Source organism: Sulfidibacter corallicola, assembly GCF_017498545.1.
Lineage (GTDB): Bacteria > Acidobacteriota > Holophagae > Acanthopleuribacterales > Acanthopleuribacteraceae > Sulfidibacter > Sulfidibacter corallicola.
In genome coordinates, this window is the sequence record NZ_CP071793.1 from 9,964,303 (window position 1) to 9,985,287 (window position 20,985).

14 protein-coding genes are annotated in these 20,985 nt (G+C 59.6%); 5 read left to right on the top strand and 9 right to left on the bottom strand.

Annotation, left to right across the window (positions count from 1 at the left end; genetic code table 11):
* Window positions 1-10 precede the first annotated feature (10 nt).
* The gene (locus tag J3U87_RS30090; protein ID WP_237379498.1) at window positions 11-226 is read left to right on the top strand and encodes a hypothetical protein; all 216 of its coding nucleotides are present in this window, start codon (window positions 11-13) and stop codon (window positions 224-226) included.
* Between the two features lie 633 nt (window positions 227-859).
* Here J3U87_RS30090 and J3U87_RS30095 read toward each other — a convergent pair.
* A complete protein-coding gene (locus J3U87_RS30095) occupies window positions 860-1,921 on the bottom strand; it encodes a TolB family protein (RefSeq protein WP_237379499.1) in 1,062 nt (353 codons plus the stop codon).
* Window positions 1,922-2,281: 360 nt separating this feature from the next.
* Here J3U87_RS30095 and J3U87_RS30100 point away from each other — a divergent pair, with 360 nt between their 5' ends.
* The 3 genes from J3U87_RS30100 to J3U87_RS30110 are packed head-to-tail and all read left to right on the top strand — an operon-like array spanning window position 2,282 to window position 4,902.
* Complete coding sequence (locus J3U87_RS30100) at window positions 2,282-2,665, top strand: GntR family transcriptional regulator (RefSeq protein ID WP_237379500.1); 384 nt, start codon at window positions 2,282-2,284, stop codon at window positions 2,663-2,665.
* Between the two features lie 3 nt (window positions 2,666-2,668).
* Window positions 2,669-3,547, top strand: a complete 879-nt coding sequence (locus tag J3U87_RS30105; RefSeq protein ID WP_237379501.1) for an ABC transporter ATP-binding protein — start codon at window positions 2,669-2,671, stop codon at window positions 3,545-3,547.
* The gene (locus tag J3U87_RS30110; RefSeq protein ID WP_237379502.1) at window positions 3,544-4,902 is read left to right on the top strand and encodes a hypothetical protein; all 1,359 of its coding nucleotides are present in this window, start codon (window positions 3,544-3,546) and stop codon (window positions 4,900-4,902) included. The genes J3U87_RS30105 and J3U87_RS30110 overlap by 4 nt, the downstream gene beginning before the upstream one ends.
* A gap of 328 nt (window positions 4,903-5,230) precedes the next feature.
* Here J3U87_RS30110 and J3U87_RS30115 read toward each other — a convergent pair whose 3' ends face one another.
* The 3 genes from J3U87_RS30115 to J3U87_RS30125 all read right to left on the bottom strand — a co-directional run bounded on the left by J3U87_RS30115 (window position 5,231) and on the right by J3U87_RS30125 (window position 10,028).
* Window positions 5,231-6,811 carry an Ig-like domain-containing protein gene (locus J3U87_RS30115; RefSeq protein WP_237379503.1) on the bottom strand — a complete coding sequence of 527 codons (1,581 nt, stop codon included), beginning with the start codon at window positions 6,809-6,811 and terminating at the stop codon, window positions 5,231-5,233.
* A gap of 965 nt (window positions 6,812-7,776) precedes the next feature.
* Complete coding sequence (locus tag J3U87_RS30120) at window positions 7,777-8,754, bottom strand: DUF1028 domain-containing protein (protein ID WP_237379504.1); 978 nt, start codon at window positions 8,752-8,754, stop codon at window positions 7,777-7,779.
* A 431-nt stretch (window positions 8,755-9,185) separates the two neighbouring features.
* The gene (locus J3U87_RS30125) at window positions 9,186-10,028 is read right to left on the bottom strand and encodes an Npun_R2479 family HD domain-containing metalloprotein (protein ID WP_237379505.1); all 843 of its coding nucleotides are present in this window, start codon (window positions 10,026-10,028) and stop codon (window positions 9,186-9,188) included.
* 399 nt (window positions 10,029-10,427) lie between these two features.
* Between J3U87_RS30125 and J3U87_RS30130 the strand changes: the two genes are divergently transcribed.
* Complete coding sequence (locus tag J3U87_RS30130; protein ID WP_237379506.1) at window positions 10,428-11,681, top strand: GGDEF domain-containing response regulator; 1,254 nt, start codon at window positions 10,428-10,430, stop codon at window positions 11,679-11,681.
* Window positions 11,682-11,687: 6 nt separating this feature from the next.
* Here the strand turns inward: J3U87_RS30130 and J3U87_RS30135 are convergent, their stop codons facing one another.
* From J3U87_RS30135 to J3U87_RS30155, 5 genes are all read right to left on the bottom strand, one after another.
* Window positions 11,688-14,111: a hypothetical protein gene (locus J3U87_RS30135; protein ID WP_237379507.1), complete on the bottom strand. Its 2,424-nt coding sequence runs from the start codon at window positions 14,109-14,111 to the stop codon at window positions 11,688-11,690.
* Window positions 14,112-14,411: 300 nt separating this feature from the next.
* Window positions 14,412-16,046, bottom strand: coding sequence for a class I adenylate-forming enzyme family protein (locus J3U87_RS30140; RefSeq protein ID WP_237379508.1), 1,635 nt, complete (start codon window positions 16,044-16,046; stop codon window positions 14,412-14,414).
* Between the two features lie 109 nt (window positions 16,047-16,155).
* The gene (locus J3U87_RS30145) at window positions 16,156-17,112 is read right to left on the bottom strand and encodes a phytanoyl-CoA dioxygenase family protein (protein WP_237379509.1); all 957 of its coding nucleotides are present in this window, start codon (window positions 17,110-17,112) and stop codon (window positions 16,156-16,158) included.
* A gap of 14 nt (window positions 17,113-17,126) precedes the next feature.
* On the bottom strand, window positions 17,127-17,360 hold the full coding sequence (locus J3U87_RS30150) for an acyl carrier protein (RefSeq protein WP_237379510.1): 234 nt from the start codon (window positions 17,358-17,360) through the stop codon (window positions 17,127-17,129).
* Between the two features lie 137 nt (window positions 17,361-17,497).
* A complete protein-coding gene (locus tag J3U87_RS30155) occupies window positions 17,498-20,233 on the bottom strand; it encodes a bifunctional acetate--CoA ligase family protein/GNAT family N-acetyltransferase (protein WP_237379511.1) in 2,736 nt (911 codons plus the stop codon).
* Window positions 20,234-20,985: the final 752 nt, after the last annotated feature.

The window sequence follows — 20,985 nt, forward strand, 5'->3', positions numbered from 1 at the left end:
CCCGGACATCGTGGAACAACGAAAAACAGAACAGCGGATGGAAGAAGGCACCGAAAATGGGATTCACACTACCGCCCCGCTTTTTGAGATGTTGAAAGTGTTTAAAAAACCAATAAAAGAAGTAAAAGTTGAACGTGACCAAGCTCAGGACCGTCAATTTGACAAGCCCTACCGAAAAGAAGCGAGGCTTCCCGTTGGTCTTCTTCTTTTTGGATTTCTTTTTTGAAGGCCCCATCATGGTTTTGGGTGGGGCGAACGGTTCCAATGTAGTAGACATGACATCTCCCAGAAATGAAGTCGTGATGAGACCGACCCATCCCATTGCGGGTTCCTGGCTGCGCCACGGCGCACGCGCGCGATCCGGCGAAGCAGTTCGCCCTCGTCTGGGAAAGGGTTGATCACTCATCGTTGGGGAAGTGTTGAAGCCATGCGTGCGAGGATTATCGCGGGAGGTCGAGACCCAACCCATCACGTAGTCGGGCCGCTAAAAAAGCTTGAAGCTGCATACTCGCCTGTCTCTTCGAAAGGCGCCGCACTTCCCTGCGAGACGCACTTCTTGGACAGTCTGCGATGGCGAACCAGCATCCATTCGGACGCGATCCAAAAAATCAGGCGCCAAAATCTCGAGACGAGGGCCCTCGATCGGGCCCGAATTACTCGTTTCGCTCCAAACAGGGATCTCAGCACTCGAGGAGCATGGTGATAGGCTCGATCAACAAGCTATAACCAAAAGACTTACCCAAAGATAGGCGTTCAGCCCATCTACAAAGACCTCGGGAGCCGGCCCGCCTGCCTACGAAAGTTCCGGAAAAATCCATGTCAACGCAACCCGGGGAGAACCAGCCATGGATGCCATCGCTCAAGGCGGATCTTCCCGCCTTGAGCCGCCCGAGCCGTCGTCGGAAACCGTGTCGTTTCGATTCAGCGCCACCCAATAGATGTCTTTGTTGCCGTTTTGGGGGCTCGCCAGGAAACGCTCCAAATCGGCCATGCCCAGTTTCCCCCGGAGCGGCAGCGACTTGGGACGACTCCACAGACCGCCATGATTGGGAACCAGGTTGGCGCTGAAATACAGGAATCGGCCGTCGGGCGAGATGCGCGCGCCATCATCGAGCGTCATGGGAAACGCTTTGGGCAACAGGGGTCTGGGGGGCGTCCAGTCCTCCTGGCCAAGACGTTGACTGATGTGGAGCACCATCCGGCCACCTTGTCCTGGCAACGCACGGGGAAACACGAGGAATCGATCGTCCGGATCGACCGCGGCATTGAAGCCGCGGTTGTCGCGATTGATCACGTCGGGTAACGCTTGCGGCGAGGCGTAACCGTCCGAGGTCTTTTCTGCTCGGTAGAGGGTGGCTCCACTGAAATCGGCAGCGTAGCGACTGAAATAGAGGGTCCCGTTTCGAGTCACCGAGGGAAAGTACTCAATTTGGGGTGTATTGATCGACAGGGGCAAGGCTTTGGGCTCGCCCCAGCCCTGTCCGCTGCGATCCATCACCCAGAGATTGCTGTCGCCGGCTTCCGCTCGGCCAGCCAACGGGCGGTTCGACACAAAAAACAAAGAGGTACCGTTGGGATCGACACAGGGTTCGAAGTCGCTGTATTCCCCCGAGAAGGATGCGACCCGAGGCGCCGACCAGCGCCCTTCGATCCGTTCGGAAACGAGAATCACGGTGTGATGGTGAACCAACACCCAAAAGTAGCAGAACCGGCCATCGGGGGTGAAACTCGGCTCGCGCTCGCTGAGCCCGGTGGAAATCAGGCCAGGCTCGAAGAGCTGCGGGCTTCCGACTGTCGAAATCGGAGGCTTCTGCTGGGCCATTGCAGGTTCACGAGCGGCGAGGAAAAGGCTCGAGCCGCACAGCGAAACGATGGCGACAAAAACGAGTGGATTGAGACTCATGCGCATGCGATAGATCATAGGAGGCATCCTAACCGATCGTTCATCGTGAATAAAAGCGTTTCATGGCACCTCGATCTCTTCCAGTGGAGCCACCAGGTCTTTGTCGCGTTCGAAAAATTCGATCAGTGTTCCCGCAGAAATCGAGGAAGCTGTGCCGTGATCGGGTCGAAACGCCCCCTATGGGCCAGGTGTGTGAACACAGCGACAGAAAATCTACGGAAACCAACCTAGCGCCATAAAGTTATTACTTCAAACAAATTACCCCACATCTCACACCAACTCGATTCGCATCTGGCGAGGACATGGTGCAAAAAAGGTCTTGATCTTGAACCATTTCATGGCCAAACTGTGCTTATTGTATATACACGGTGGTGCTTGGTGCTTCTGAGCCTTTCCCAACAATCGCAAGAAAGTCTTCATCAGCAGTTGTCACGGCAAATCCGGCGTTTGATTCTCGCCGGCGATCTCCCCCCAGGTTTCGGGCTGGACTCCATTCGCGCGCTGGCCAAAACGCATCGGGTCAGCGCGATTACCGTGCGACGCGCCTACGACGACCTGGAGCACGAAGGCCTGATTTACTCCCGGCCAGGAAAGGGCTACTACGTCGCCGAAGTTCCGGCCCACCGTAAATCCGACTTAATTTTTCAACGGCTCTCCCACCTCCTTCCTCCGATTCTCGGCCAGGCTCTGGAAGAGGGGTTGACCGAGGATGAATTGTTGGCATTCATCAAAAATCAAATCAAAACATTAGGAGGAGCCTGACTCATGGAACACCTCATGGAAGCGAGGAATTGGTATGTGGGCTACCGCGGTGGCTTCGAACTGGGTCCGCTCCATCTCCCTCTGAAATCCGGTCGGATCCTCGGCCTGGTCGGCCGCAACGGCTCGGGTAAAACCACCCTGCTCGAGTCATTGGTGGGGTTGATTCAGCCGTTTCATGGCGAGCTGCGTGTCTTCGGATCCAAAATGAAACCGGACGATTATGCCTGGAAGAAAGAGCTGGCCTACGTGCCGCAGATCCCCCAATTCTACAGTCGCTTCACCGTCGGCCAGTATTTAAAGTTTATGGCGGGTCTCTTCCCCACCTGGTCTTGGGAACGATGCCGGGACATGGTCGAAACGTGCAGGATCCCCCTGAAGGCCAAACCCGAGGCCCTTTCGAAGGGCCAGCGAACGGCACTGGCCACGGTGGCGGCCCTTTCCCATCAACCCCGAATCCTCATTTTGGACGAGCCCACGGCCGGCCTGGATCCGGTGATTCGAACCAAGATTCTGGACTGGGTACTCGATTTGGTGAATCGGCAGCCCGACAGCACCGTGCTGATCACCACCCACATCCTTTCCGACATCGCCAAGATCGTCGACGAGTTGGCATTCATGATAGACCACACCATCGATACCCGGCTGGATCGGGATCAGCTCGAAGATCAATGGCGGCGCGTGACCTTCCGCCACGAGGGACCCCGCTTGAAGCTTCCGGGCACCCTGGAGGTTCAGAGACAGGGGGACCTGTACCTCGTGTTGACCGACCAATTCGAGATTCTCCAGGAAGCACTGAAGTTGCACGGAATCACGCCCCGCGAAACCTCCAAGCTGAGCCTGGAAGAAGCGGCGGTTCACATCCTGGAAAGGAGTGGGGCATGAAGGCACTGATCATCGCAGAACTACACCGATATCGCTGGGGCATGTGGTTGGGTTTTTCCTTTTTCTTCAGCCAGCCCTTCAATATGGAAAGAGAAGCCCTCCAGTACGGCTATTTTCTATTCTGGTTTTGTCCCTTGCTCGACTTGATCAGCGACATTGGTTTAGCTCCCAAACCCCATCGGGGAGGACCTTTGCCACTTCCCTTGAAGACGGTCGCCTTCCTGAGTTATCTGCACTTCTTTTTGGGATTGACCCAAATGTTCCTGACACCCCTGCTGCTTTATGCAATCTTCGGATGGTCGACCTACCACGCCATCGGTTTCTTCCATGGTTATCTGGCGGGACTGAGTGTCGCTTGCCTGTCTCTGGGAATCAAAGCGGGCATCGGCCGCGGTAACCTCATCATCTTCGCGGTCCTTCTCGCCCCGGCCTATCTCACTTGGCAGGAGCCGGGTCGATGGAACGAAATTGGATGGTTGAGTCTTTGCCTAGCGGCTTCGCTGTTCCTGTGCTTCTGGACCTACCTGAAGTGGTTCGGAAAGTTTGCCAGTATCTGGAAACGCCCCAAAATCTTACGCCCACTAACGACCCTGCTACGAAACATGTCGCTTCGGTTCCGGCGCTACCGCTGGAAATGCGCCAAAATCTTACGCCCACTAACGACCCTGCTACAAAGCACGTCGTCTCGTTTCAAGCGCAACCGCTGGAATCGCTATATGGGAAAAAAACCATGGCCTTTGGTGACGTTGTACCAAAAGGAGTTCCGGTTTTTGCTGCACCTGGGTTGCCTTGCTTTGTTTATCATTGTCATGCTTTTTATCAAAACCAACGAGCCGAAATCCGGTATTGCAAATTGGGCCATGCTTTCGTTTTGGGCCGGGAGCCTCTGTAATATGACTTCAAAAAGAACTTTGGACGACCGTAGCCTCGTCCACTTACCTATCAGTCGATTTCAGATCGTCCGTACTTGGTTCGCCATGTACCTTACTTGGTTCATTTCCGGGTGGTTCCTCGCCATTACCCTATTTCGAATACCCATCATGGAGATCACGCCCTTGATGTTATTGGTCACCATTCAGACCCTGACCATCATGTATGCAAAGGAACGATTCTCGGGTACACGAGCCCATTCCGGCATGTGGATGGTGATCTCGGTCGGTCTGGCTTGGATCCTCGCGCCCAAAAATTTTGGTGTGCCCACCTGGCCGGAAATTTCACCGATCACCGGCTCGCCATGGATCCTCTGGGTCTTGATCCCGCTCACCCTGTTCGCCTGGCATCGATACGGTTCCCTGCCTTGGCCGGCCACCTGGAAGAGGCCAACGGAGGAGGAAGCCATTGCCGGGGATTTTTGAGTGCCCTTGCTATCGTTTCATCCCTAGTAGGGTTGACTGCGTTTTTTACCACAGAGTCCACAGAGGTCCCAGAGATTAACATAGTATTTTTAGATTGATTACCTGGCTTCTGGAGGCCAAAGCTCATACGATGACTTGAATCGAGAACCAGCCAACATCAGACATATCGATGAATGGAATATCCCGACTCCTCGAGAAAAACAATTGGGACCATCCGTACAAATGGTCCCATTCGTATCGTTCAGCTCGGTTCGCTTCTCTCGCCCCGGGATTTGCCGGAAAAGGGTGGTAAGGACGCCCCCCGGGATGGTTCAGGCGCCCGCCTCGGTTAAGGTTCGGTGGTGGGATCGAAGTCTTCGGTGAAACGCTCGGCCGTGGTCACCCGAAACTTGTCGATATAACCCTTGGCGTGTTCGGCATTGAAGACAGTGGGTTTCCAGCCGCCGATAAAGAAATCACTGCGGCCCTTCAGTTCGCTGCGATGGGGCACGGCGACGCGTTCCACGCCGTCGATGTAAAGCCGGGTGGTGGTGCCGGCACGGACATAGGCCACGTGATGCCAGCCGCCCTTGATGGGAGCGGGGACCAGGTACGCACTGTGGAGATGGTGATCATGAATCCCCACCTTGTCGTCAAACTGGTAGTGGTTGATGGCGGAGTAATCGTAGCTATTGGCCGCATCGAAGGAGAAGAACCATTCCCGGACCGCGTCGGCCTCGGAATACACCCAGAAATCGATGGTCACCGGACCGGCCCCGAAAATCATGGATTCATTGGCGGCTCGTTCGGCGGTTTCTTCGACGGGGATTTGCAACCAAGATTCTCCGTCCAGATAGAGGGCAGCCTCGCCGTTGTAAGCGTTGGTATTGGTGATGACCGGGTTACCCATCGCCAGGACTTCCTGGTTTTCGAGGGAGACATCCTTGAAATCGGTCGCATGATCGGCATCCTCGAAGTCCAACCACAGGACGACCTGTGCGCCGAAGGGGTCGTTCTCCAGAGGCGTGCCCGCCAACGGGTCGGGTGCATCGATCTGCAGGCTGTCGGCGACCTCGCCCTCGACGATGAGATCGAGGAAATAAGTGCCGTAGTTGAGCGCCTCGAACGCCGCGTTTTGCTCGCCGTCGACCGTCAGTTTATGACTGCCGGCACCGGCATCGGTTCTGACCTCCCAAGTTCCAGGCTCATTGATCGTCGAGTGGAACCGATGCGGATCGCGCAGTTCCGTCTTTACCGCGATGCGCGGTGTGTTTTCGCTTGGAATCGGAGCGATCTCAATGAACACGGTGGTGATGTTGCCAGCAGCCATGCCGTCGGTGGGACGGTAGGTGAACGAGTCCCAGGTCGTGTTGGAACCGTCGTGGGTGTAGCCGAAGGTGCCGTCACCATTCAGGAACAGGGTCCCATTTTTGGGATTGGCATCGAATTGAGCAACGATGCCGTCACCGTTGGGGTCAAGGTCGTTTGCCAACAGGTTGACCGACCCAACCTCGATGGAACCGCCGTTGGCAATTTCAAAACTGTCGGGAACGCCCTGGGGCGCACAGTTCAAGACCGCGGGATCAAGAGTGACGTCAATGAGCACGGTGGTGATGTTGCCCTCGGCCGTCCCGTCGAAGGCACGATAGGTGAAAAAGTCCATGGTGGTGTTGGAGCCGTCGTGGGTGTAGCTGAAAGTGCCGTTACCGTACATGAGCAGGGTTCCGTGCTTGGGATCGGTTTGCCGCCTGGCAATGATGCCATCGCCATCCGGGTCGATGTCGTTGGCCAGGACATTTTCCGACCCCAGTGCGATGGAACCGCCGTTGGCGATGAAATAATAATCGGGGACACCGTCCGGCGCTCCGTTCGCGAACGCGGATGTGACCGCAGCGAACATGAACGTTAAAACGCAAATACTCGTTTTCATGAGTGCTCCTTTTCTCCTTCGGCCTCTTATACTCATCTGGAATGGGGAGTTAAATCATGGTCGTAGAGCCTAAAAAGGCGAGTGACCGTTCTTGTTTTGGGACCGTTACTTCTACAAAACCCATCCGCGGTGGAGGACCGCCATATTTTTCCCAATTTTTTTGAAGGGGATTGCAACATCGGCGCACCGGAACCGGCCGTCGCTGGATCCAGGCAAGATCTTCGAGCCAGACCCGCGTCATCTTCGGTATCGTGACCGCCTCGGCCAAGACCAGATCCGCCTTGGCCGTCACCCAGGCGTCGGAATGTGTTGTGGCAGGGCCTGCCATATCGGCCCTGAACGAGACCGCTCTACGAATGCCGGGCCCTCCGAATCGGCTCACTTCGCGTTGTTTCTTTCTCGAAATCGAGCTGGACGGGCCCGGCACCTATCTTTGTCTAAAAAAGTCTGTCCACGAATCACACAGATTGACACGAATTAAAAAAACCATTCTTGGATCCTGTGTTCCCGATTTTCTGAAGGTCATTTTTACCAGGAACCATCCGATTTTTTTTACCCCTGATTCGAACAGTTCCCTCTACTCCAATCCCTCTGTGAACCAAAATAAAATTCACAAAAAACTAACTAAACGACAATTCCAACTCCGCGCCCTCTTATGTGACATAATTATGTAACAAACTCTGTAAAGCTCGAAGATAAAGATAAAAACCTAAAAAGGCGAATGTGCGGGGAGTTCGTCGAAAAATGTCGGCCCGGCGCCCTGGGTGGGCCCGGCACTTACTGCAACGACGCCCCTCTTACAAATGCGGGAACTCCCAAACGATTCGCTTCGATTAGTTACCCACTTGAAACCCGGTGGTCCGGCAATCCGGCCCCCGGCCTGAGCAACGACTCTGTGGTAAAAAAATAGTACCCATAACCAAATTAAAAATACTAACCCCAGTGAAGAAATCCCCTCCGACCCATCAGAAACCGGCGACTTTCTTCAGCAGGGCTTCGTCGCGGTCCAACAGGCCGCACTGCACCAGGCGCTCGGGCAACACCTTCCAATTCGGATCGGCCTTCATGATGTCTTTCCAGATGGCCAGGCCTTCGTCGGTCTTGCCCAGCTTGATCAGGTTGAACGCCTGCCAGAAACGCGGTTCCAATTGGCCAGGCAGCATGGCCACCGCCTCCTGCGACAGCTTCAACGCGCGCTGGGTCTCGCCGTGCTCCAGGGCCACGTCGCTCTCGTTCATGCGCTCGTAGGCGCGGTGCACGTGAATCAGGCGCGCCAGCTCGGCCACCGGCTCGGCGTGATCCTCGACACGCAGGTCCATGACGACGCCCTCCCAGGGCTTTTTGGGTTTGTCGGTCTTGACCACCAGAATCGAGGCGGATTGACGGCCGCGCAGATCACCGCCCTCGGCCTCGGCGGCCTTCAAGGCGGCGAGCAGCCGTTCGGCCAAGGGGCCTTTGGTCTCTCGGTAGGCCTTCAGCATGGCGGTGCACACAGTGTCTTTCAGCATGAGATTGGCCTGCACGCTCACCCCTTGGCCCTGCAGGTCGCAGGCGTGCTGGATGCAGCTCTTGCCGGTGTGGGCGGCGACCCGACCTTTGGTATCGACCATCGCCACCTGGCGGACCGCCCGTCCTTCGTCGGCGGCCGCCAAACGCGCCAGCGCATCGGCCGGGGCTTCGCCCTTGGCCATCGCTTCGAGGCCAAGCGGACCGTAGTCGATGCGAACCAGTGACTGGGTGGCCACCACCCCGACGCCGGGCTCACCCCAAATCACGGTGCTGCCCACCGAAAACCAGTGCGACTGTACCGCGCCACCCATCTCCCCGGTTTCGGGATCGACGGCCACGATCGAGTAGGTGTGGGCCAATTCGGAGGCTCGGAACGCGGAAGCGGTGGTGGGATCGGCAAAAAACAAACATAGAAATGCCTGGAAAATCAACATGCTGGGCTCCTGGGGAAGAAATGTGCACCCATTCTACCCGAGCATGTGTCGAGGCGGGTAATTTCCGGTTGGCGCTTCGTCGATCTTGTTCCCCGGCTTGGCACACCGCAAAACCGTAAACGCGAAGCGCCCGTTCCCATTCGGGCGTTTCGTGGCGGGTCGATCTCCGAACCCCGATCGCAGACTCATCCAAGGAATGGGCACTCTATGCGACAAACTGTGTAAAGTTCGAAGGTAAAGCTATAAACCTAAACAGTCGGATATTCGGAGAGTTTGTCAATAAATGTCGGCCCAGCGCCCTGGGCGGGTACGGCCGGTATGGCCCGGCACCTACCGGGCACGACGCCCCTCTTGTAAATGCGGGAACTCCCAAGCGATTCGCTTCGATTAGTTACCCACTTGAAACCCGGGAGCCCCGCCTGGGCGGCGACTCAGTGGATGTCGTGGAGATTCTCGTGTTCCACCACGAAGATGTGAGAGTACAGATTGGCGATGATCTGCTTGCCTTGCTGGGTCAACTGGAGATAACCCAGGGCATCCTTGACGTAGGGAAAGACGCTGTTCCAGTAGAAACGGGGGTAGTTCTTGCGGAGGTCGCCCGCATGCTCGTAGCCCAGTTCCTCGGCCACGCCGGTCTCCTTGAATTCGTAGAAAAGGCGGGTGATCTTTTGCAGGTAGCGGGGATCGCTGAGCTGGCCGATCAGGTCCGATGCCCGCACCAGGCCCGGATAGTTGTCGGTGGCCTTGTGATCGTCCTGGGCCGGCACCGGGAAGCGGGTCAGCTCGATGTTGGCCTTGATGACCTCGACGTCCATCAACTTGCTGCCGCCGAAGCGCTCTTCGATGAACAGCTTGCCGCGGTCCACGTGATAGGGCGTCAGGCCCGCGTCCGACGAACCCGGCGGCAGCTCGATCAGCTCGTCGCCGACGCCGGTGGCGTAGTGACAGTCGCCGTCCCGGCGGCAAACGCCGCGGCGGTAGCCGATATCGTGGCAGATCAGCGAAACGATGAAATGGAACCAATCTTTGCTGGAAACGCCGCCGACACTGATGTGCTTGCCCCGCAGGACTTCCTGGCCCACAAGGGTGACGAGCACCGTATGCTCCACGTCGTGGTACAGCGCGTCACTGTTGGCGATATTCTCCAAGGCCATCTGGGCCACCCAGCACAGAATCGTTTCGTAATGCGGGTTGTGTTCCCCGTAATTGCGGTGATAACCCTCTTTCAGCTTATCGATAAACGCGTCAATCAAAAGCTCGGTGGCGTTGAGCATCGTGTCCCCCCATTTCTCAGGCGGCGAGTAGGCAACGGCCTCGCTGGCGGCTCCGCATGGACGACCAACAGGCCGCGGGGCCTCGAACATCTAGGTGGTGCGGTTTGGTGCGGAATCCGGTGGAGCCGTCCCTTGCGGAGGTGGGCCGAGTTGGGTGGCCGTACAGGACGGGCGGCGAGTTGACCTTGTTTGCCCAACCTTATCCCTAACGGTGAGACAGGTCAAGAGTGCGGAGGTACAAGCCGCCAATCCCCCGACCCGGCACGGCCGACAAGCGAAACCGGCGGCGACCCACACAAGGGAGCCGGTCACGAATTGTGGAATTCGGAACGATTCTGTTAGAATCAAGTCTCTACCCCCTGACAACTTCCGGGCAACAACGCCATTTGGGATTCCGCGATGCAAAACCAAATCCTGATCGTGCACGCCGATCGCGATTTCGCCAAACAACTGGGCGGCGAAGTCCTCAAGGCGTACAAGATGCCTTGCCAACTCGCCACCTCGACCGATCAGGCGCGCAACATGCTCGATGCCTATGCCGACCGCTTCTACCTGGCGATCGTCGACGTGGACTTTCCCGACGTCTGCGAAACCGACATCGTGGATCTCATCTCGGAAGCCGGCGTGCCCAGCATGGTCCTGACCAACGTGAAAAACGCCGACCTGCGCCGCAAACTGTTCTCGAAGAATATCGTGGACTACTGGATCAAGGAATACGGCAGCAGCACGTCCTACGTGGTGAGCGCCATCGGGCAGCTCCGCCGCAACGAGGACGTCAAGGTGCTGGTGGTCGACGATTCGACCGGGTTCCGACGCCTGGTGCAACACCTGTTGATCCGCAAGAAATTCAAGGTACTCGAGGCGGAGAACGGCATTCACGCGCTCCAGCTCCTGATGGAACACCGCGACGTGCGCCTGATCGTCACCGATTACGAAATGCCTCAGATGAGCGGTTTCCAGTTGGTTCGCGAGGTTCGCAACCACTTCGGCAAACACAAGATCGCAATCCTGGGCCTCTCCTCCAGCGAGGAACACGGGGTCACGGCCAAGCTCCTGAAGGCGGGCGCCAACGATTTCCTCAAAAAGCCGTTCGAGGTGGAGGAGTTTTACTGCCGCATCGATCAGAACCTGGAAATCATCCAGATGTTCGAACTGATCGAGGAAACCTCCAACACCGATTTCCTGACCAAGCTGTTCAACCGCAAGTATTTCTTCGAGATCTGCCCCCCGATGTTCCAACGCGCCGCACGCGACGGGCAGACCTATGCGCTCGCCATGATGGACATCGACCACTTCAAGAAGGTCAACGACGGTTACGGTCACGACGGCGGCGACGAGGTCCTGCGCAAGGTCGCCGCCAAACTGAAGCAGCAGTTCCGGCCCCAGGACCTGGTGTCGCGATTCGGCGGGGAAGAATTTTGCGTGGTGTTCGGGCCCATCGATCACGATGCGGCCCTGGCCAAGCTGGAGAATCTGCGAATCGCGATCGCCGCCATGGCCATCCCCTTCGAAAAGGCGAACATCCAGATCACGATGTCGATCGGGATGTGTCTCAGCTCGGGCGATTCGGTGGAGGAAACGATTCGCACAGCCGACCAGCGGCTCTACCTGGCCAAGAACGGCGGCCGAAACCGCGTCGTGGCGCGCGATTGAGCCGGTTCAGGTACCGCCCCGACCGCGATTGAACGGGACCAGGTTGCCCGGCGGCTCCAATTCTTCACCCGATTTGGTCGGCACCGGCGCCGGTTGCACGGGATCCGGCAGCGAATCCAGGTGCAGTCGATCCTCCGCCGCCGCCGGTTCGTTGACCGAGCGGTAGTAGACCGAGTAGAGGGTCTGGATCAGGATCGTACCCATGGCGGCCAAATCACCCAGCGGCATGCCGTCCAAGATGACCCCCGCGTGGATCAGGAACTGCGACCACATGGCCTTGGGCTTGGGACGGTGGTACCGCAACCACAGGGCGGTCCACAGGAAACGCTCCATCCACAGGCGCCGATTGGGTTCGAAGATGTGGTGCAGCAGCACCTCGGTGGCTTCCTCGAGGTGTTCCAACCACTGGCGCGGCTTGCCGATCTTGGCGTGCAACACGGTCTCGACCATCTCGTCGTCGTCGAACCAGGTCTCCTGGAGCCCGGACCCGATCAGCCAGTTGGGATTCTGGTTGACCAACGAGGCCCATTTGGCCGGATCGCGAAGCCGCTTGGGCAGCGCGGGAATGTGCTCCCGTATCAGGTCGCTGGGCTCGCACAGGCGCGGATCCCAGCCTTTTTCACCCAGGTACTCGGCCAACCGCATCAGCTCGGGCGGCGGAACCTTGCGGTGCCCGTGACCGACGCCGATTTGGTGGCGAATGACGAGGTCCAGGTAGACCCGATCGACCTTCCAGAAGGTGATCTGGTTCTTGACCAGGTTCATTTCCTCGGCGAGCGCCTCGGCGCTGTTGAACTGGCTGCACCAGACGTCCTGAATCCCGCGATCCTGCTTGACCAGGATGTGGCCCATGACGTAGCGTCCCTCGTGATGAATGGCCAGCCAGAACCCCTGCGAGCCGGATCCGTCGATCAGGCTGGCGTAGATGTGCAGCAGGCGGCCCGGCACCAGTCCGGGAATGTCGAGCCGCGCCATGCGCAGGGCCTTGATGGTGCGATCGAGCTCGGATCGCTCCACGATCGGAAGCCAGTTGCGCAGCATGATCAGGCGCCGGAACGTCACCGGCGACACCTTGCCGGCGGCCATGGCGGCGTCGAGAATCGAAGGCAGGTAGCGGCGCACCTGGGGATCGCTGTGCAGGCACATCAGGCCGACCACCTCGCACATGACCTCGCTCTTGTAGTGGGCCAAATATTCCAGAATCGAAACCTGCCCGTCGATGGGCACCATTTTCAATTGGGGGATCAGGATCTCGGCGACCGCATAGGCGTCTTCCAGCCCGTGATCCTCCATATCCTGCAGCACGGCTTCCATTTCTTCATAGGAATCCTTGCCGGAGAATCGATTGTAGTAGTCGGCGAGGTTTTGGGTGGCCTCGATGATTTCGTCGTCCCACTCCAAATTGGAATCGCGCAGGGCCTCCATCACGTCCTGCTGGAGAACCTGGCCCACGTGCGGCACCAGAATCGAATCGGCGATGCGCGCGATCAGTTGCTCCTGGACGGGCGCGGCCCAGCGCCAGTGCCGATCCAGCGCGTAACACAGCTTGTGCAGGCTTTCGCAGAACAGGAAGTAGATGAGCTGGTAGCGAATGCCCGGCTGGGCGTCACCCTGGGGATATTCCCGCTGCATGAGTTCCAACAACAGCAGAGGGGCGATGTGGTGGCGTTCGAGAAAGCGCTCGGCGGCCTGGTTCAGAATCGGTGGAGACTGGCGGCTTTGCAGGCCCTTGGCCATCTCCTCCACGATGAGATCCAGCTCGTGCAGCATGTCTTCGGGCGAAGCCGGCGGGCGCGCCTCGTGAAAATCGGCGTCACCTTGGGTCACCACATCGGCATCGTCGCCCAACAGGGTGTGCAGGGGACCGTCCAGCAGTTGGTCCTCGGTCTGCTGGATCAGGCCGCGCAGTTGGTTGACCTTGCCACCGAGCCGACGCAACCACAGCAACGGATCCACCTCGTGATCGCGATCGACCGCCGGCACCTTGTCCGGCACGCGGGTGTCGATCTGCCAGCCCGGCTGGGGATCGAAGAACTGTCGGCCGTTGTAGGTGCGGCCGGTGACCTCGGATCGGAACAGGCGAAAATGTTCCTGGAGGCCGTGTAAAAACGAGGGATCTTCCTTCAAATCCTCGACGATCAGGCCCAACAGCGCTTCGGCATGATCGGACTGGGGAAAGTCGGGATGGAGGAAGACGCGGTAATCGGGGCGCTGGGGATCGAGCCAGATGTGGATGAAGGCCCAGTCTTCGCTTTGATTGTCGGGATAGAGTGCCAGCAGGACGCGCCGTTGATCGCGACCGGAATGTTCGGGATAGAACTCGAAACAATAGAAAGGGCAATGGGGCAGTTCGCCTCCAGCGGGCGGCAAATAATACCGCAGAGAGAACAGGTCCGCGGGAAACTGCTCAACGTATGCCTTGAATTTCATGGGCTACGGCCTCTTTCTGCAAGCTCGGCGGCTCTCTCTGGCCCTATCGCGAGCAGGACATCAGTGTTCGAACGTGCAGGCGCCGCGCGCCGCACATCCGCCGATGGGACTTGGGATTTCCGATCGGCGTGACGGTACGACAGGCCCGTCTGGGTAACAGATTGGCGACTTGGCCACACCGACGTTCGGGATAAGCCATCCAAAACTCATGCGGCGGATCGATGGAGCACGGTACCAAGCTCAACGATAACATGATTCGGCCCGATATCCGAACCCTTGGCGCGGGTCCGAAACCGGCGCTCAATCCCCTTCCGGCACCTGAAAAATCGACGATTCGGCCTCGAGCACCCCGGCCTGGAAATCGCGCTTCAATTTGCTGTACTGAATTTTGCCGTTGTGGGTCCGCGGAATGGTTTTGTTGCGAACCAGATGGACCTTGTCCGGACGGTATCCCAACACGTCGAACACGCGCTGAATCAGGCGCCGGCGCAGCTCGAGCAAATAGGTATCCTCGGGCTTCTTGCGATCGAGTTCGGCAAACAGGTGAATCTGCTCCCCTTGAATGTCGCGGGATGCCAGGCCGATCGCCGCGGAAAGCCGCACGCCCGGCAAATCTTCGGCGATCTCCTCGATCTCGCGCGGGGCCAGGTTGCGCCCGGCCTTGATGATGATGTTCTTGGCCCGACCGACGATGTACAGGTCGCCGGCGTCGTCCAGGTATCCGATGTCGCCCGTGCGCACCCAGCCGTCGCCGAAGTGCAGATCCTCGGTGGCCTCGGGGTTGAGGTAATAACCGCCGGTGACCGAAGGCCCGCGCATGAGGATTTCGCCGTGACAGCCGGGCTCGACGAGACGGTCGCCGTCGGCGATCGCCACCTCCATGCCGGGTATCGGCGCCCCGGCGGAGACGTGGCCCTCATCGTCGATCTTGCGTGCGGGCTCGTCCATGTGCCAAAAGGTGACGGCCACGGAAGCTTCGGCCAAGCCGTAGCCCGGCTTGAGCACACCTGTCAGGCCGAACTTGGTTTCGAACCGTTCGACCGTCTTGGGCCGGACGGGCTCGGCGGCGATCAGGGCCCGCTTCAGCGAGGACAGGTCGTAGGCGTCGCCGCCCTTGGAGAATTTGGTCGCGAATCGGTAGCCGAAATCGGGAGCCGCCGTCATGGTCCCGCCGTGTTTGCGAATCGCCTCGAACCAGGGAAACGGTTTGGGCGACACCGGCAGCAACACCAATTTGGCGCCCAGATAGAAGGGGCACATGGTCATGGTGATCAGGCCCATGTCGTGGTAGACCGGCAACCAACTGACGAAGACGTCTTCGGCCACGAAGCGGGCGGCCGGAATCATCTGGCGAATGTTGGCCAACAGGTTGGCATGGGTGAGCATGACGCCCTTGGAATCGCCGGTGGTTCCGGAAGTGTACTGCAGCATGGCCAGTTCGTCGCCGCGCGGATGGGCGCAGGGCACCGGATCGAAGTCTCGAACGCCGCCGCGCAAATCGGCGAATTTCAACTCCGGCAGGTGGGCCAGGGCCCGAATCTGCTCGGTCTCGCCGGCATCGAGCGCCGCGTCGGTGACGACGGAGTGGGCCAGGCAGGCGTTGGCGATGGTGCCGACGCGTTCGGGCGACGAACCGTGAAAGACGGGAACCGAAACGGCGCCGAGGTATTGAACCCCGTAGTAGGCCGCGAAGAAAGAAGCCGAATTGTTCAGGCGCAAAAGGACGCGATCGCCACGTGTCACGCCGTGGTCGGCCAGGTAGGCGGCGAAACGGCCGACCTGCCGCCACAGCGCCTCGTAGGTCAAACGGTCGTCGCCGAAGACGACCGCCGTGCGGTCGCCACTCAGCTCGGCGCGCCGCGCCAACATATCGATCAGGCCCGCGACATCGGTCATCGGATCCTGATCGGATTGCGGAAGTGAGTGCTGCGTCATGCGCATCGTGCTCCGGGATGGAATGATGGGTCAGGGTCGCGCAGGACCCCGAGCGGCACCGCCCTCATGGGGTCGGGTGCCGCGATGAGGCTTCGTCGCCGCGCGACGATCAGGCCGGCGAAGCGGGTTCGCGGTCGTGCACCTGAACCCAGGCGCCGCGCACCTGCTCCAGTTTCAACGGTAGGCCGGGCAGTACGCGACAACGGGTGTAGCCGTTGGATTTCCCGACCCAGTGGGCGGTCAGCGAATTGCGCGATCCGCCACCCTCGTACTTGGGTTTGGCGCTGCCGTGCATGCAGTAGGAAGAAAAGAAAACCACGTCGCCGGCCTTCAGCGGCGGATGGTAGGCCTGCAGTCCGGAAGCTTTGATCAGCTTGTTGAAGAGGCGGCGGGCCTTGGTCACGCTGGTCAGGGAGAACGACTTGCCTTCGATCTGATAGCCGCGAATCGTGGCGACCTGATGGGCCTCGTAGGCTTCGGCGATCTCGCGCGTTTCGGCGTCGAAGAGGGTTTCGTCGTAGATGCGGTGGCTCTTGGGGTAGACGGAGAATCGACCGGCTTCCTCGCCGATGTCCTCCAGCGCGATCCAGACGCCGGCCAGTTGCCCGAACTTGGTGGAATCGATGAAATGGGTGTCCATGTGCGGGTCGGTTCCCCGACTGCTCTCGAAATACATGGTCTGGACCATCAAGGGATCGTCTTGAAACAGTTCCGTCAGGGTGTCCACGATGTTCCGGTGCAGGAGCACCTCGGTCGCCGCATCGTAGAACTCGGGAAAAACACCGCGGCAGGTTTCGTGAACGTCGAGCATGGGATTGGTGATCAGCCCCTGCTCGCTGATGTTGTGGCGCTCCGGACGGCTGGTGGTCTGGCGCATCAGGCGGCCGTCGAACGGCTTGATATGGCTTTGAAAGGCGTTCAGGGTCTTGGCGCAGGTTTCCTCGGGAATGAGGCCGCGCGCCACCATGTAGCCGTTCTCGTGGTAGAAGCGGGCGGCTTCCACGGGTTGTTCGATGGGGTTGAACACGGTGGTGATGTCGTGATCGGCGCCGGGGTCGACGTGCATGGCTGCGGCCTCCGTCATTGCGCTTTCACCAATTGGTAGGCCTGACCAAGGGTTTCGATGTCTTCGAAGGGCAGATCGTCGAATTCGGTATCCAGCAGGGCCTCGACTTCGGCGACAATGTTGACCATCGCAATCGAATCGGCGCCCAAATCATCGGTCAAGTGGCTTTGTTCACTCAACCGTGCGCCGTCTACGCCGAGCTGCTCGGCCACAATTTTCTTGAATGACTCGAAGGTCAAATCGCTCATACTGCCCCCATTGGTTGAACCGGGCCCGTCCGCTGGGGAGCAGGCGACCGTGTTGCGCGAAATGTGTGCGCTTCGCTGCACCAACCTATTGGAAAAAGACGTACCTGTCAAGCGATTTGCCCGGCGGGATCGGCGTTTCAGCGCGCTTCCATGCGCGCCCGTTGCCAGTCGTTGGCGGGTTGGTTGAGCACCCGTCGCACCTCGATCAGGCCGTCCTCCTGATTGTAGGTGCGCTCGAAATCCATCTTCTCGGCGAGCCGCAGCATGGGCTCGTTCTCGGGCAGCACCGTACCGACCATGATCAACAAACCGCGATGGGTCGCGTAGCGGATGATTTTTTCCATCAAAATGCGACCGAGGCCCAGGCCCTTCAGGTCGTCGCGCACGATCACGGCGAATTCACCCGAGATGTTGTCGGCATCGATCCACATACGCACCACGCCCAGGGTTTCGTGGCCCAGCCGGCCGGGCCGTTTGGAAGAGGCGATGAAGGCCATTTCGCGGTGGTAATCGATTTGGGTCAAGCGAGCCAGCTCCATGTGGCCGATGTGGGTACGCGGGCCGAAGAAGCGGTAGCGAATGGATTCCGGCGACAGTTTGCCGGCGAATTCGGCATGGGCCGGTTCGTCCTCACCGCGGATGGGCCGCAGGATGACCTCGCGGCCATTCTTGAGCTCGACCATTTCGCGCAGTTCCTCGGGGTAGGCCTGAATGACGCTGGGACAGGGCGAGCCCAGGTCGACGGCCGCATCGAGCGCCAGAACCCCGGAACGATTCATCAGCAACGGGTTGATTTCCAATCCGCGGATGGTGGGGTTGTCGATCACCAGTTGCGACAGGTGGACCAACACCTTGCACAGTTCGTCCAACAGGCGCTGGCGATCCGGCCCGAAGTCTTCGATCAGGTTGTAGACGTGGGCGCTGCGCACCAGGTCGCGGGCCAGGGCGATGTTGAGCGGGGGCATCGCGATGCGGCGATCGGACAGCACGCTGGAGACCGCGCCCCCCTCCCCGAACAACACCAGGGGTCCGAAGATATCGTCGCGGGTGACGCCCACATTCAATTGAATGAAGCCCATGCCGCTGCGCATCGGTTGGACGGCGAACCCGAGGGTCCGGCCCGTGGTATAGCGTTCCCCGGCACGTCGCTTCATGCGCTCGGCGATGCCTTTCAGGCGCTGGGGCCCGTCGATCCCCAGGGCGACGCCGCGCCAGCGCTGGCCCGTACCGCGGCCGTAGGCGAAGGGGTGGCAATTGGCCTCGTGAATGACCTTGAGCGCGACGGGGTAACCGAACCGTTCGGCGCCGGCCTGAATCCCTTCCACGCTTTCGGCATAGTGGGTTTCGGCAAAGGGAATGTCGAAATGGGTCAGCAAATCGCGGACCTCGTAGGGCATCAGGTACCTGCGATCGGTGTTGGCGACGGCCTCGACCACCCGCGCCGCGCCGACCCGGTCCAGCACGCTCTTGTCGGTGAGTGCCGGCGGGGTCTCCATCAGCACTTCCTGGTGGCGGCGGTGTTGAACCATGTGGAGGAAGGCGCGCACGGCCTTGTCGGGGGTGAAATAGTTGGGCACGCCGGCGGCATCGAAGGCGGCCCGGCTCTCGCGCACGGAGGTCATGCCGATCCAACTGGTCAGCAGGTTGCGGTTGATCTTGCGGCCGGCTTCGATGACGGCGTGTGCCACTTCCAACGGTGGCGCGATCAAGGTCGGCACGTGCATGACGAGCAGGGCGTCGACGCCGGGATCGCGGCCCACGCATTCGACGACCCGGGCATAGCGTTCGGGTCCGGCGTCGGCGCTGACGTCGACCGGGTTGCGGTGGGTCCAGAAGGCCGGCAGGATCTTGGCCAGGGCTTCGGTGGTCTCGACGCTCAAATCCGCCAGGCGACCGCCCTCGCGGATGAGGCGATCGGTAGCCAGCACGCCGGGCCCGACGCCGTTGGTGATGATCGCCAACCGCTCGCCGCGCAAGGGCCGCATGTGGTTCAGGGTGGCCAGGGCGTCGAACAGCTCGTCCGTGCTGTGGACGCGCAGCACGCCCGCGCGGTGGAACACCGCATCGTAGACCTCGTCGCCGTCCAGGACGCCGGCGGGCGGGGTCTGCTCCACATCCTGGGATTGGGGCACCCGTGCCGATTTGATGGCCAGGACCAGCTTGGTACGGGAGGCGGCGCGCACGGCGGAGATGAACGTCTGTGCCGAGGTGATACGCTCGATGTGGAGCAGGATCGTCTTGGTGCGGTGGTCGCCGGCCAGGTAGTCGATGATGTCGGTGATCTCCACGTCGACCGAATCGCCCAGGGTGCAGAAGTGGGAGAAACCGATGCCGCGGCCGTGGGCCCAATCGATCATGGCCGAACCCATGATGCCGGACTGCCCCACGTAGGCCACCTCGCCGACCTTGGTCTCCAGGTGGGCGTAGCTGGCGTTCATGTGGTGGCCGGGCACCAGGATGCCGAGGCTGTTGGGACCCATCAGCCGCATTTGGTATTCGCGCGCCGCGGCAATGGCCGATTCCTTCAGGGGGCGGCCCGTACGGCTGCGGGTCCGGGAAAGGCCACCCACCAGGACCAGCACGGCGCGCACGCCGCGTTTACCCAATTGGCGAATGAGGCGCGGCACGGTCGCCGGAGCGGTGCAGATGATCGCGAGTTGCGGCACCGCCGGGAGCTTGCTCGGTTTCGAGAAACACTTCACGCCCAGGACGTCGTCGTAGCCGCGCTGGTTGACGGCGAACAGGTCGCCTTCGAACTTGGCGCGCAGCAGGTTGCGCAGCACCACGGTGCCCATGTTCTCGCGCCGGGCGGAGGCGCCCACCACGACGATCGATCTGGGCCGGAAAAAGGAACGCAGGTGACGTGTACTCATCGGCGGACTCCTCGCTGAAGGGCGGTCGAGGGTGTCGGGGTTACACGTTTTTACCATTTCTGCGCCGTGGTGCGGCAAAAATTAGATCACACTCCCCCGGTTCCCGCTATTCAAGCGGGGCGAGATACCGAGCTGGCCGGGCATGGTAACTGAAACGAACATGCTCGGAGTCCCCGAATAACGAGAGATTCGTCGTGCCCCGTAGGTTGGGCCGCTGGCCCGACGTGTCGAAGTGACTCATTCGAGGAGTTCCCGCATGTCGAAAAGGACGTAGTGCCAGGTAGGTACATCCGCCGGATGTACATTTCGGAGCCACCAAAGCGAGCAGTCCCCGCATTTCAAAGAGGGGCATCGTCGCAGTAGGTTGGCCGGCCCGGCCGACTTTTCGAAGCAGCCCATGCTTCGCAAGATCGTGTGGTAAAAGAGCGAAGCGGATAAGTCGGGCTTCCAGATCTCTCGATGATCGATTTTGATCTTTGCCCGGTTGCTTCGATTGGTTGAGCAGGGCCGGTAAGGCAAGCTGGCCCGACACTTCGAAGCGACAAGGCTTCGCAAGATCGAATCGTTAAAGAGCGAAGCAGATAAGTCGGGCTTCCAGATCTCTCGATGATCGATTTCGATCTGTACTCTGTCGCTTCGATTGGTTGAGCAGGCTGCTCAACCTACAGGCTTTACGCCTCTTACGCGCATGCGGGCTCTCCGAGCTGGCCCGACACTTCCTAGCGACAAGACTTCGCAAGATCGAATCGTTA